This window comes from Pseudomonas sp. GD04058 (assembly GCF_029836855.1).
Lineage (GTDB): Bacteria > Pseudomonadota > Gammaproteobacteria > Pseudomonadales > Pseudomonadaceae > Aquipseudomonas > Aquipseudomonas bharatica.
In genome coordinates, this window is record NZ_JAOECN010000035.1 from 1 (window position 1) to 13,043 (window position 13,043).

Here is a 13,043-nt window from a genome sequence, read left to right on the forward strand (position 1 = left end):
TAGGCCCGGAAGAACAACAAAAAAGGGCGCCTGCATGAGGCGCCCTTCTCTTTCACCTACCCCGCACTCAATTCAGCGCAGGCTGCTCCCCGTTGATCGGGATGCGCTTGGCCTTCGCTTCTTCCGGTACCACGCGCAGCAGATCGACGCTGAGCAGGCCGTTGGCCAGGGCCGCCGATTTGACCTCGATATGGTCGGCGAGGCGGAAGGACAGCTTGAAGGCACGCTGGGCAATACCCTGGTGCAGATAGGTGACGCTTGCATCGCTGTTGTCGCGTTTGCCGCCAGAGACGGTCAGCACGCCTTTTTCCACTTGCAGATCGAGGTCTGCCTCCTGGAAGCCGGCGGCGGCAACAACGATCCGATAATGGTCATCGCCATGTTTTTCAACGTTGTAGGGTGGGTAGCTGCTACCCGACTCGTTACGCGCCGCGGATTCGAACAGGTCATTGAAACGGTCGAAACCAACGGAATGGCGGAACAGTGGAGCAAGAGAGAAAGCGGTAGTCATGGTTACATCTCCTAAACATCAGCGAGTTGGATTTTTTACGCGACCCGACTTCGGCATCGCGTACTCCCTAGATGTGGACCACCGCAACGATTTCAAGCAACACCGATAAAATTTTCTATGCAGCGGCGACGAGCGGCTCGACGCCCAGCAACTGACCGATCCGCTCGCAATCGGTTTCCCGGCGAAGCTCGGTAAACAGCACGTTGGCCTGCGGGTAGCTGCGGGTCAGCATCGCCACCCACTGCTTCAGCCGGCCCGGCGCCGAACGCGGCGTCAGCTCGACCCGGACCCGGCGCCAGAAATCCTGGATCAGCGGCATCAGCTCGGCCCAGTCCATCGGCAAGACATCGACACCATCGCGCACTGCAGCGATCTGCCGAGCCAGATCCGGACGGGAAACCAGGCCACGACCGAGCATGATGTCCTTCACCCCGCTGACCTCGCGGCAGCGCCGCCAGTCATCGAGGGTCCAGACCTCGCCGTTGGCGAAGACCGGCACCTTGACCACGTCCTGCACCTTGGCCACCCATTCCCAATGGGCGGGCGGCTTGTAGCCCTCGACCTTGGTTCGCGCATGCACCACAAGGTGGGCCGAACCGCCTTCGGCCAGGGCCCGGCCGCAATCAAGCGCACCATCCGGGGTTTCGAAGCCAAGGCGCATTTTCGAGGTCACCGGGATATGGGCCGGTACGGCCTTGCGCACTTCGCTGACGATGCGGAACAGCAGCTCGGGCTCCTTGAGCAGTACCGCGCCCCCACGGGACTTGTTCACGGTCTTGGCCGGGCAGCCGAAATTCAGGTCGATCACCGGTGCACCCAATTCGCAGGCCAGGGCGGCGTTGTCGGCCAGGCAGGCCGGGTCGGAGCCCAGCAACTGCACGCGCATCGGCACACCGGCAGGCGTGCGCGACCCCTGAGCCAGCTCCGAGGCCATCTTGTGGAACGTAGCCTCGGGCAGCACCCGGTCGCAGACCCGGATGAACTCGGTCACGCACCAGTCGATACCGCCGACGCGGGTCAGCACGTCGCGCATGATGTCATCGACCAGCCCCTCCATCGGGGCCAGGGCAATTTGCATGGGGGAAGCCTCGGAAAAAAGTGCGTGCATGGTAAACGGGGATGTTTCTTACGGCCATATCGGAAGGAGCTGACATGACGGGCGCACAGTTTATCTTGAAAGTACCGCAGACCCTGTGGGAGCTGGCTTGCCAGCGATTGCGATAGTGAATTCACCGACGCAATCGCTGGCAAGCCAGCTCCCACAGGGTCCGCATTTCTAATCGGAGATCGATCACATGTCCACGTTCCTTGCCCACAGCCACCACCCGCGCACCAACGGCCGAGGAACAGGACATGCAGATCAGAAAACACAACTACGACCTTCTCAATTTCGAACCTGACCCGCCTCCCGGCCCGGGATTTCGCTTGCCGGAGCCTCCTCGGAAAAGGCGGTCCTTCATTCAGAAAGTCCGGGAAATGCTCAAGCCAGGACCTTCTCCATGAACACCCGATTGAAGCCATGCTCAGTGCCGCGATGGGTTTCGCGGTAGCCGAGGCGCTGGTAGAGCGCCACATTGCCGGTCATGGCGGCGTTGGTGTACAGGCGAATCAGGGAGAAACCGGCTTCGCGGGCACGGGCTTCGGCGAAGTCGACCAGTTGGCGTCCAAGGCCCCGCCCCTGGCACGCCGGGTCCACGGCCACGTTGGACAGCAGCATCGCCGCCGGCTCGGGGCACAGCACCAGCACCGCGCAGTCTTCCAGCAGCCAGACCTGCCCCCGCCGAATCAGATCGCCATAATCATCATCCAACGGCCCCGGACGCACGCCGATGCTTTCGATATACGGCAGGTAAGCCGCCTCGACGATCCGACGCACAGCCGCCTCGTCGCTATCGAGCGCCTGCCGTATCACGCCTGCTTTTCCAGCAAGGCCTGCCCATAACCTTCGAGGAATTCCTGCGGCATGCGCTTGGGTTTGCCTGTGGACAACTCGATACAGACGAAGGTGGTCCGGGCGCGCAGCAAGGTAATGCCGTCGCGCGGGCGGACCAGTTGGAAATGCCGGGTCATCTTCAAGCGCTGGTCCCAGTCGATGATCCAGGTTGCCAGTTGCAGCTCGTCGTCTTCGTAGGCACTGGCGAGGTAGTCGATTTCGTGACGGACCACGGCCATGGCGCGGTCCAGGCGACGATATTCGGCCAGGTCCAGCCCCAGGCGCTGGGAGTGGCGCCAGGCGCAGCGCTCCAGCCAGGTGACATACACCGCATTATTGGCGTGCCCCAATCCATCGATATCCTCGGCACCGACCCGCAGGTCGATGACGAATGGCGTTGCCAGATCCCAGCTCATGCCCGCTCCCGTTTGTAATGAACGGGCATGAGTGTAACGGATGATCAGGCCGATTGGCGCAATGGCATTGCCGTGCGCTGCAGCAGGTCCAGGACACCGGCGACCACCTGCGGATCGGCGAGAACCCGTTGATGGCCACCCTCCTCCAGCATCAGCAGACGGCTGTCGAACCAGGCGTCGTGGATTCGTTGCGCCTCGCCTGCAGGTACCAAAGCATCATCCTTGGCATGTACGATCAGCCCCGGCTGATCCAGTTGATAGCCATTGACATCCAGACGCTCGATGGCGACACCAACATCCCGCTCGACCTTGCGGATAAAGGCCGAACGCGCCCTCGGCGGCAGGTTCAGGCGGCGGGCGAAACCACGCACCACGCCGAGCAACCGTGAAGGTGCGGCGATGCTGACCACGGCTTCGGCACGCAGCCCCCATTGCAGGGCAAGCAGTACACTGGCGCCGCCCATGGAGTGGCCGATCACCGCCTTCAAGGGCGGCAACTCCGCCGCAGCCTCCAGCACGGCCCGCGCGAACAGCCCGACATGGGCAACATCACCGGGCGAGCGACCGTGAGCCGGCCCATCCAGTGCCACTGCCGTGTAACCGGCCTCCACCAGCGCCTCGATCAGGCGAGCGAACTGGGTCGGGCGCCCTTCCCAACCGTGCATCAGCAGGACCGTGGGCCCTTGCCCCCAGCGCAGGGCGGAAAGCCCGAAACGCAGGGTGATGCGCTCGGCCCGGGCCAGAACCGGCAATTCCCAGTCACGGGGCGGCCTGGTGTACGGGGTCATGAAGGCACGGTGCATCTTGCTGGCTATATGTCCGGGGACCAGTCGCCCCAGGGTGCCGTTGACGCCGCGAATCCAGCTCAGGGTATTCATCGCTTCGCTCCAGTGGGGTGGTTCAGATCACCGCCGATTTGGCGGCGCGCAAAATGCGATCGGACAGTTCATCGGTGCCCAGGGCCCGGGCCAATGCCAGGCCGCCCACCATCAGGGCGAGGTCGGCAAGGAATTTGTCGGCATCTTCGGGGCTGTCCACCAATTGCGCGGTCATCAGCTCGATATGTTCGGCCAGCACCAGGCGGAAATCCTCAGGCAACCGGGTCATCTCGCTCAGGGAGGTGGGCAACGGGCAGGCATCGACCTTGGAGTCACGGTGCTTGCGCGACAGGTAGAACGCAGCGACCAGGGCACGGCGAGCCTGGCCATCCAGCGCCGGATCGACCTGGGACAGCAAGGCACGGCGTTCACCGAGCAATTGGCTGAAGGCCTCCAGCATCAGAGCTTCCTTGCTGTCGAAGTGAGCGTAGAAGCCACCGACGGTCAGGCCGGCAGCGCTCATCACCTGGTTGACGCTGGCATCGGCAGGGCCCTGCTGGATCAATGCGCTGCGGGCAGCGTCGAGGATACGTTCACGGGTCTTGGCTTTCTTGTCGCTCATGATGGGCACCAGAAAATATTATGGGTTTAATATTATGCTCATAATATTTTCTGGCAAGTTTTTTTTGTGGCCGCTTGTCGCGTCCCGACAAAAAACTTTTTCGAGGGAAAAAACAAAAGGCTCATTCAATAATCGAATGAGCCTTGAAATTCCGCAGAGCGGATAAATTGGCGTCCCCTAGGGGACTCGAACCCCTGTTACCGCCGTGAAAGGGCGGTGTCCTAGGCCACTAGACGAAGGGGACTTGTAACCTTCGTGCAGATCCGTTTTCACGAATCCTGGCGGAATTGGTGGAGCTAAGCGGGATCGAACCGCTGACCTCCTGCATGCCATGCAGGCGCTCTCCCAGCTGAGCTATAGCCCCGGATTTCTAGCCTCTCGGCCCAGCGACCTCTTTCGATATCGCTTGTGCAAAACTGGCGTCCCCTAGGGGACTCGAACCCCTGTTACCGCCGTGAAAGGGCGGTGTCCTAGGCCACTAGACGAAGGGGACGAACCTTCTTACCTTCAAGACCCGGTTGCTGGACCCGGTCTTGCTTGCCAGCCTCGGCTGCCAAGCGGAATTTGGTGGAGCTAAGCGGGATCGAACCGCTGACCTCCTGCATGCCATGCAGGCGCTCTCCCAGCTGAGCTATAGCCCCACAATGTCGCTTTGAACTTGATTCGCTTGGCTGGGTGCTTCGCGTTTCGTTTTCGTTCATCGCTGTGGACGGGGCGCATATTAAGAGCGGATGACAGAGCTGTCAAACTTATTTTCAACAAAATTCAAAAAATTTTTCCCAGATAACAACCACTTACCTGCCTTGGGCGAGAAAAGCCCCGTGTTTGCTGGGTGTCGCCGCCTTCGGCAGTGATCGAAACGACCGTGGGGCGAGCCCCCTGCCCAGGCAAAAAGCCCACGGCAGAGGGCTCGCCCCACGAAAGAACGAGCGAATGCGATCAGGCGATGGTGCCCAACAGCTTCTCCCATTCCTTGTTTTCTTTCTTCGAAACGCCGCCCAGCAGGTCGAGAGCCTGACGCAAGCGATAGCGGGTCAGGTCCGGGCCGAGGATCTCCATGGCGTCGAGTACCGAGACCGAACTGGCCTGGCCGCTGATGGCAGCGAACATCAGCGGCATGGCATCGCGCAGCTTCAGCTCCAGCGCCTCGACCACTGCCTGGATGCAGGCGGTGATGCGGTCCTTTTCCCACTGCCGCAGGCTTTCCAGTTTCCACAGGATCAGCTGGATCACCTGGCGTACCTGGTCCGGGGACAGTTTCTTGTGCTCGAACAGCTTCGCATCCAGCTTCAGCGCACCTTCGAAGAAGAAGCCGCCCAGCGGCGCAATCTGGCTGAAGGTCTCGACCCGGCCCTGCACATGCGGCGCGATTTTCATCATGTAGTCGCGGTTGAACGCCCACTTCTGCACCCGTGCGGCGAACTCTTCCACCGGCAGGTCACGCAGCCACTGGCCGTTGAGCCAGGACAGCTTCTCGATATCGAAGATCGGACCGCCCAGCGAAACACGGGACAGGTCGAAGTGCTCGACCATTTCGGCCAGGGAGAACTTCTCGCGCTCGTCCGGCATCGACCAGCCCATGCGGCCCAGGTAGTTGAGCATGGCTTCCGGCATGAAGCCCATGCGCTCGTAGAAGGTCACCGAGGTCGGGTTCTTGCGCTTGGACAGCTTGCTCTTGTCGGGATTGCGCAGCAGCGGCATGTAGCACAGCTTGGGTTGTTCCCAGCCGAAATACTCGTACAGCTTGATCAGCTTCGGCGCCGACGGCAGCCACTCCTCACCGCGCAGCACGTGGGTGATGCCCATCAGGTGGTCGTCGACCACGTTGGCCAGGAAATAGGTTGGCAGGCCGTCGGTCTTCATCAGCACCTGCATGTCCATGCGGTCCCACGGGATCTCGACATCGCCACGCAGCATGTCCGGGACCACGCAGACGCCTTCGCTCGGCACCTTCATGCGGATCACGTGCGGCTCACCCGCAGCCAGGCGGCGCTGCACCTCCTCGGGCGAGAGCAGCAGGGCGCGACCGTCATAGCGCGGTGTTTCACCGCGGGCCATCTGCTCGGCGCGCATCTGGTCCAGCTCTTCGGCCGTGCAGAAGCACGGGAAGGCGTGCCCCATATCGACCAGCTGCTGGGCGTACTGCTTATAGATTTCACCCCGCTCGCTCTGCCGGTACGGGCCATGCGGGCCGCCGACATCCGGGCCCTCGGCCCATTCGATACCGAGCCAGCGCAGGGCATCGAAGATCTGTTGTTCGGATTCGCGGGTCGAACGCAACTGGTCGGTATCTTCGATACGCAGGATGAACTCGCCGCCGTGCTGCTTGGCAAAGCAGTAGTTGAACAGGGCGATGTAGGCGGTGCCGACATGGGGATCGCCGGTAGGCGAAGGCGCGATGCGCGTGCGAACGGTGGTCATGAGAGTCTCGAACAGGAGGTGAAACAAAGCCGGAATGTTAACAGGGAGCAGGCGCCGGGCTCCAGTAATGGGCGTGATCGTCACTTGCACCGCTGGATCCGATCTTTGTTAAATTTGCTTACATTCTTGGAACGATCGTCCTCATGCCTGCCCAACTCAAGCGTCGCCTGCTGGTTTTTCTTTTTCTGGTCCTGTTGGTCGCCCTCGCCTTCTTCGCCCATTGGTATCTGAAGGGGCGCTTTTACGAAAGCACCGACAATGCCTATGTCCAGGGCGAAATCACCCGTGTTTCCAGTCAGTTGAGCGCGCGGATCGACAGCGTGCTGGTGCAGGACAACCAGCACGTGAAAAAAGGCGACCTGCTGATCCGCCTGGAAGCCGATGACTTCCGCTTCGCCGTCGAACGCGCCCGCGCCACCCTCGACACCCGCCAGGCCGAGCGCCTGCAGGCCGAGAGCCGGTTGACCCAGCAATCCAGCCTGATCGCCGCTGGCCAGGCCCAGGTTTCCGCCAGCCAGGCTACCCTCGGCCGCACACAACTGGACCTGAACCGCGCCCAGGCGCTGCGCAAGCCGGGCTTCGTTTCCGAGGAGCGGGTCACCACCCTGTCTGCGGAAAGCAATGTAGCCCGCTCCCAGGTCAGCAAGGCCCAGGCCGACCTGCAGGGCCAACGCCAGCAGGTCAGCGCCCTGGAAGCCGAACTCAAGCGTCTCGATGCGCAGATCGCCACGGCCCGCACCGACCTGGCCCAGGCCGAACTGAACCTGGCCCGCAGCGAAATCCATGCGCCGATCAGTGGCATGATCGGCCAGCGCGCCGCCCGCGACGGCCAGTACGTGCAGAACGGCGCGTACCTGCTATCCATCGTTCCCGACGAGGACATCTGGGTGCAGGCCAACTTCAAGGAAACCCAGATCGGCAGGATGCAACCCGGCCAGCGTGCCGAACTGGTGTTCGACAGTTACCCCGATACCCCGATCGAAGGCCGCGTCGATAGCCTGTTCGCCGCTTCGGGCGCCCAGTTCAGCCTGTTGCCACCCGACAACGCCACAGGCAACTTCACCAAGGTCGTACAGCGTATTCCGGTGAAACTCACCTTCGCCGCCGATAATCCACTGCATGGCCGGATCCGCCCGGGCATGTCGGTCACCGCCACCGTCGACCTGCACGACGATGGCCGGTGACCAACTGATCCGCCCCGTCGGCGAACCCAGCCGGCGCGACTGGATCGCGGTGATGAGCGCGATGCTCGGCGCCTTCATGGCCGTGCTCGACATCCAGATCACCAACGCCTCGCTGAAGGACATCCAGGGTGCGCTGTCGGCGACCCTGGAGGAAGGTTCGTGGATTTCCACCTCCTACCTGGTAGCCGAGATCATCATGATCCCGCTCACCGCCTGGCTGGTGCAGTTGCTCTCGGCGCGGCGCCTGGCGGTATGGGTGTCCCTGGGTTTCCTGGTGTCTTCGCTGCTCTGCTCGATGGCCTGGAACCTGGAAAGCATGATCCTGTTCCGCGCCCTGCAGGGCTTCACCGGTGGCGCGCTGATCCCCCTGGCGTTCACCCTGACCCTGATCAAGCTGCCGGAACACCACCGCGCCAAGGGCATGGCGATGTTCGCCATGACGGCCACCTTCGCCCCGTCCATCGGCCCGGCCCTGGGTGGATGGCTGACGGAAAACTGGGGCTGGGAGTACATCTTCTACATCAACATCCCACCGGGATTGTTGATGATCGCCGGGCTGATGTACGGCCTGGAGAAAAAGGAAGCCCACTGGGAACTGCTCAAGAGTACCGATTACGCCGGCATCGTCACCCTGGGTGTCGGCCTCGGCTGCCTGCAGGTTTTCCTGGAGGAAGGTCATCGCAAGGACTGGCTGGAATCGAGCCTCATCGTGGGGCTGGGCAGCATCGCCCTGATCAGCCTGATCACCTTTGTCATCATCCAGTTTTCAAGACCCAACCCGCTGATCAACCTGCGCATCCTCGGCAACCGCAACTTCGGCTTGTCGAGCATCGCCAGCCTGGGCATGGGCGTGGGGCTGTATGGTTCGATCTACCTGCTGCCGCTGTACCTGGCACAGGTCCAGAACTACAACGCCTTGCAGATCGGCGAGGTGATCATGTGGATGGGCATTCCGCAGCTGTTCCTGATTCCGCTGGTGCCCAGGCTGATGAAGGTGATCCCGCCCAGGGTCCTGTGCGCATTGGGTTTCGGTCTGTTCGGGCTGGCCAGCTTCAGCTCCGGCGTGCTCAACCCGGATTTCGCCGGGGCCCAGTTCAACCACATCCAGATCATCCGCGCCCTTGGTCAGCCGATGATCATGGTAACCATCTCGTTGATCGCCACCGCCTACATCCAGCCGCAGGATGCCGGGTCGGCATCTAGCCTGTTCAACATCCTGCGCAACCTGGGCGGCGCGATCGGCATCGCCTTGCTGGCAACGCTGCTGGATGCACGGACCAAGGTGTACTTCGATTACCTGCGCGAATCGATAGTGCCAACCAATCCCCAAGTGGCGGAACGGTTGGGGCAACTGGCGGAGAAACTGGGGAGCGATGGGGCAGCACTGGGGCGGTTGAGCGAAATCACTCATCAGCAGGCGCTGATCATGGCGTACAACGATGCCTTCCATTTTGTCGGGATCGGGTTGGCGATCAGCATGGTTGCGGTGTTGATGACCCGGACGTTGCCGCAAGGGCTCAAGGCTGGAGAGGCTCATTGAACTTCAGGGCCTAATCGCTGGCAAGCCAGCTCCCACACAACCCTGTGGGAGCTGGCTTGCCAGCGATGAGGCCCTCAACAGCAGCAAAGAACTTCAGGCAGTAATCAGCTTCTCCCGCAACTTGGCAATGTCGTCGCGCATCTGCGCCGCCGCTTCGAACTCCAGGTCCCGCGCCAGCTGGAACATCTTTTCTTCCAGCTGCTTGATGCGCTTGGTGATCTCCGCCGGCGAACGCAGCTCGGCTTCGTACTTGGCGCTCTCCTCCGCCGCCTTGGCCATCCCTTTGCGCTTCTTGCTGCGCGAGCCCGGCACGTTGGCGCCTTCGAGGATGTCGGTGATGTCCTTGACCACGCCCTTGGGCACGATGCCGTGCGCCTGGTTGAAGGCGATCTGTTTTTCCCGGCGCCGCTCGGTTTCGTCGATTGCCCGCTGCATCGACCCGGTGATCTGGTCGGCGTAGAGAATCGCCCGGCCATTGAGGTTGCGCGCGGCGCGGCCGATGGTCTGGATCAGCGAACGCTCCGAACGCAGGAAGCCCTCCTTGTCCGCATCGAGGATCGCCACTAGCGACACCTCGGGCATGTCCAGGCCCTCGCGCAGCAGGTTGATCCCCACCAGTACGTCGAACGTGCCCAGGCGCAGGTCGCGGATGATCTCGACCCGCTCCACCGTGTCGATATCCGAGTGCAGGTAGCGCACCCGCACGTCGTGATCGGCGAGGTAGTCGGTCAGGTCCTCGGCCATGCGCTTGGTCAGGGTGGTAACCAGCACGCGCTCCTCCACCGCCACGCGCTTGCGGATTTCCGAAAGCAGGTCGTCGACCTGGGTCAGCGCCGGGCGGATCTCCACCTGCGGGTCGACCAGGCCGGTCGGTCGCACCACCTGCTCGACCACACGACCGGCATGCTCGGCCTCATAAGGCCCCGGGGTCGCGGAAACGAAAATGGTCTGCGGGCTGACGCTTTCCCACTCGTCGAAGCGCATCGGCCGGTTGTCCAGCGCCGACGGCAGGCGGAAGCCGTATTCCACCAGGGTTTCCTTGCGCGAACGGTCACCCTTGTACATCGCCCCGACCTGCGGAACGCTGACGTGGGATTCGTCGATCACCAGCAGCGCATCCGGCGGCAGGTAGTCGTACAAGGTGGGCGGCGGTGCCCCGGCCGGCCGGCCGGACAGGTAGCGCGAGTAGTTTTCGATACCATTGCAGTAACCGAGCTCGAGGATCATCTCCAGGTCGAAACGGGTGCGCTGCTCAAGACGCTGGGCTTCCACCAGCTTGTTGGCCTTGTGCAGGTACTCCAGACGGTCCTTGAGCTCCTCCTTGATGCCGTCCACCGCGTCCAGCAGCGTCTCCCGCGGCGTGACGTAATGACTCTTGGGGTAGAAGGTGAAGCGCGGCAGCTTGCGGATCACCTCGCCGGTCAACGGGTCGAAGGCCGAGAGGCTCTCCACTTCGTCGTCGAACAGCTCGATGCGGATGGCTTCCAGGTCCGATTCGGCGGGAAATACGTCGATCACGTCGCCACGCACGCGGAAGGTGGCACGGGCGAAGTCCATTTCATTGCGGGTGTACTGCAGGTCGGCAAGGCGGCGCAGCAAGGCGCGCTGGTCGAGTTTGTCGCCGCGGTCGATATGCAGGACCATTTTCAGGTAGGTTTCGGGGCTGCCGAGGCCGTAGATGCAGGAAACCGTGGTGACGATGATGGCATCGCGCCGTTCAAGCAGCGCCTTGGTCGCCGACAGGCGCATCTGTTCGATATGGTCGTTGATCGAGGCATCCTTCTCGATGAAGGTATCCGACGACGGCACGTAGGCTTCCGGCTGGTAGTAGTCGTAATAGGAAACGAAGTACTCGACGGCGTTGTTGGGAAAGAACGCCTTGAACTCGCCGTACAACTGCGCGGCCAGGGTCTTGTTCGGTGCCAGGACCAGGGTCGGCCGCTGCACCTGGGCGATGACATTGGCGATGCTGAAGGTCTTGCCCGAGCCGGTCACACCGAGCAGGGTCTGGTGCGCCAACCCCGCCTCGATGCCCTCTACCATCAGGCGGATGGCTTCCGGCTGATCGCCGGCCGGCTGGAAACGGGTGACCAGTTGAAACTCGGACATGACGGACCTCTGCGCGAATGCGGATACAGGCAACTGTATTTTTAGCCAGTAGTTATACCCAATTAATGCCGCTATGTGCCAGTTTCAACCCTGGCCGTCCACGGTTGACCGGGGGATTCGACTAACGGTCGAAAAATATTCCCCCAAACAGCAGGAAAAGCTGCGCCCGACTGTCGCAGTGACCGAGCGGTATCACTATACTGACTCCCCGTTTGTGCACCGCTCTAGTGCATTCGGCTGGAGCGTGCAGACCCTACTCACCCTCCATTCAGAGCCAAGGTAATAATGAGCCTGTTTTCCGCTGTCGAGCTGGCACCACGCGATCCCATTCTGGGCCTCAACGAAGCATTCAACGCCGACACCCGCACCGAGAAAGTCAACCTCGGCGTAGGCGTTTACTGCAACGAAGAAGGACGCATCCCACTGCTGCGTGCGGTCATCGAAGCCGAAACCCAACGTGCCGCCCAGCACGCTTCCCGCGGCTACCTGCCGATCGACGGTATCGCCGCCTACGACCAGGCCGTGCAGAAACTGCTGTTCGGTGCCGAGTCGCCGCTGCTGGCCGAAGGCCGCGTAGTCACCGTCCAGGCCGTCGGTGGTACCGGCGCCCTGAAGATCGGGGCCGACTTCCTCAAGCAACTGTCGCCGAACGCCGTCGTCGCCATCAGCGACCCGAGCTGGGAAAACCACCGCGCCCTGTTCGAAACCGCCGGTTTCCCGGTGCAGAACTACCGCTACTACGACGCTCCGAGCAACGACGTCAACCGCGCCGGCATGCTGGAGGACCTGAACAACCTGCCAGCGGGTTCGATCATCGTCCTGCACGCCTGCTGCCATAACCCGACCGGCGTCGACCTGAGCCTGCAGGACTGGAAAAACGTCCTGGAAGTGGTCAAGGCCAAGGGTCACGTGCCATTCCTGGACATGGCCTACCAGGGCTTTGGCGATGGCATCGCCGAAGACGCCTTCGCGGTCCGCCTGTTCGCCGAATCGGGCCTGGAATTCTTCGTCTCCAGCTCGTTCTCCAAGTCGTTCTCGCTGTACGGCGAGCGCGTCGGCGCCCTGTCGATCGTCACCAGCGCCAAGGAAGAAATTGCGCGCGTGCTGTCGCAGGTCAAGCGCGTGATCCGCACCACCTACTCCAACCCGCCAACCCACGGCGCCAGCATCGTCGCTGCCGTACTGAACAGCGCCGAGCTGCGTCAGATGTGGGAAACCGAGCTGGGCGAAATGCGCGGCCGCATCCACGGCATGCGCAAGCAGATGGTCGAGCTGCTGGCCGAATACGGCGCCAAGCGCGACTTCAGCTTCGTCGGTCGCCAGCGCGGCATGTTCTCCTACTCGGGCCTGAGCGTCGAACAAGTGGCCCGCCTGAAGAACGACTACGGCATCTACGCCCTGGACACCGGCCGCATCTGCGTGGCCACCCTGAACCAGAGCAACATCCACGTGGTGACCAAAGCCATCGTCGAGGTGCTGTAAGCGATAA

11 protein-coding genes and 4 tRNA genes are annotated in these 13,043 nt (G+C 62.1%); 3 read left to right on the plus strand and 12 right to left on the minus strand.

Annotated elements, in window-relative coordinates:
• Window positions 1–67: 67 nt before the first annotated feature.
• From N7650_RS22470 to gltX, 11 genes are all read right to left on the minus strand, one after another.
• Complete coding sequence (locus tag N7650_RS22470; protein ID WP_009403086.1) at window positions 68–511, minus strand: Hsp20 family protein; 444 nt, start codon at window positions 509–511, stop codon at window positions 68–70.
• 115 nt (window positions 512–626) lie between these two features.
• A complete protein-coding gene (locus tag N7650_RS22475) occupies window positions 627–1,589 on the minus strand; it encodes a tRNA-dihydrouridine synthase (protein WP_279900077.1) in 963 nt (320 codons plus the stop codon).
• Between the two features lie 402 nt (window positions 1,590–1,991).
• Complete coding sequence (locus N7650_RS22480; protein ID WP_279900078.1) at window positions 1,992–2,423, minus strand: GNAT family N-acetyltransferase; 432 nt, start codon at window positions 2,421–2,423, stop codon at window positions 1,992–1,994.
• Window positions 2,420–2,860 carry a thioesterase family protein gene (locus tag N7650_RS22485; protein ID WP_009403083.1) on the minus strand — a complete coding sequence of 147 codons (441 nt, stop codon included), beginning with the start codon at window positions 2,858–2,860 and terminating at the stop codon, window positions 2,420–2,422. The genes N7650_RS22480 and N7650_RS22485 overlap by 4 nt, the downstream gene beginning before the upstream one ends.
• Before the next feature lie 44 nt (window positions 2,861–2,904).
• Window positions 2,905–3,738: an alpha/beta fold hydrolase gene (locus N7650_RS22490; protein WP_279900080.1), complete on the minus strand. Its 834-nt coding sequence runs from the start codon at window positions 3,736–3,738 to the stop codon at window positions 2,905–2,907.
• Between the two features lie 22 nt (window positions 3,739–3,760).
• Window positions 3,761–4,300 carry a TetR/AcrR family transcriptional regulator gene (locus N7650_RS22495; RefSeq protein ID WP_279900081.1) on the minus strand — a complete coding sequence of 180 codons (540 nt, stop codon included), beginning with the start codon at window positions 4,298–4,300 and terminating at the stop codon, window positions 3,761–3,763.
• 168 nt (window positions 4,301–4,468) lie between these two features.
• Window positions 4,469–4,544 (minus strand) — tRNA-Glu (locus tag N7650_RS22500).
• Between the two features lie 44 nt (window positions 4,545–4,588).
• A tRNA-Ala gene (locus N7650_RS22505) sits at window positions 4,589–4,664 on the minus strand.
• A 53-nt stretch (window positions 4,665–4,717) separates the two neighbouring features.
• A tRNA-Glu gene (locus tag N7650_RS22510) sits at window positions 4,718–4,793 on the minus strand.
• A 72-nt stretch (window positions 4,794–4,865) separates the two neighbouring features.
• Window positions 4,866–4,941: transfer RNA gene (locus N7650_RS22515), tRNA-Ala, on the minus strand.
• Between the two features lie 298 nt (window positions 4,942–5,239).
• A complete protein-coding gene (gene gltX / locus N7650_RS22520) occupies window positions 5,240–6,721 on the minus strand; it encodes a glutamate--tRNA ligase (RefSeq protein WP_009406800.1) in 1,482 nt (493 codons plus the stop codon).
• Between the two features lie 143 nt (window positions 6,722–6,864).
• On the opposite strand from gltX, the gene N7650_RS22525 reads away from it, so the two are divergent.
• Both N7650_RS22525 and N7650_RS22530 read left to right on the plus strand, forming a co-directional pair.
• Window positions 6,865–7,905 carry an HlyD family secretion protein gene (locus tag N7650_RS22525; RefSeq protein ID WP_009406801.1) on the plus strand — a complete coding sequence of 347 codons (1,041 nt, stop codon included), beginning with the start codon at window positions 6,865–6,867 and terminating at the stop codon, window positions 7,903–7,905.
• 49 nt (window positions 7,906–7,954) lie between these two features.
• Window positions 7,955–9,445 carry an MDR family MFS transporter gene (locus tag N7650_RS22530; RefSeq protein ID WP_170394683.1) on the plus strand — a complete coding sequence of 497 codons (1,491 nt, stop codon included), beginning with the start codon at window positions 7,955–7,957 and terminating at the stop codon, window positions 9,443–9,445.
• A 93-nt stretch (window positions 9,446–9,538) separates the two neighbouring features.
• Here N7650_RS22530 and uvrB read toward each other — a convergent pair whose 3' ends face one another.
• Window positions 9,539–11,554 carry an excinuclease ABC subunit UvrB gene (uvrB, locus tag N7650_RS22535; protein WP_009406804.1) on the minus strand — a complete coding sequence of 672 codons (2,016 nt, stop codon included), beginning with the start codon at window positions 11,552–11,554 and terminating at the stop codon, window positions 9,539–9,541.
• A gap of 285 nt (window positions 11,555–11,839) precedes the next feature.
• Here uvrB and N7650_RS22540 point away from each other — a divergent pair, with 285 nt between their 5' ends.
• Window positions 11,840–13,036, plus strand: coding sequence for an aspartate/tyrosine/aromatic aminotransferase (locus tag N7650_RS22540; protein ID WP_279900084.1), 1,197 nt, complete (start codon window positions 11,840–11,842; stop codon window positions 13,034–13,036).
• Window positions 13,037–13,043 lie beyond the last annotated feature (7 nt).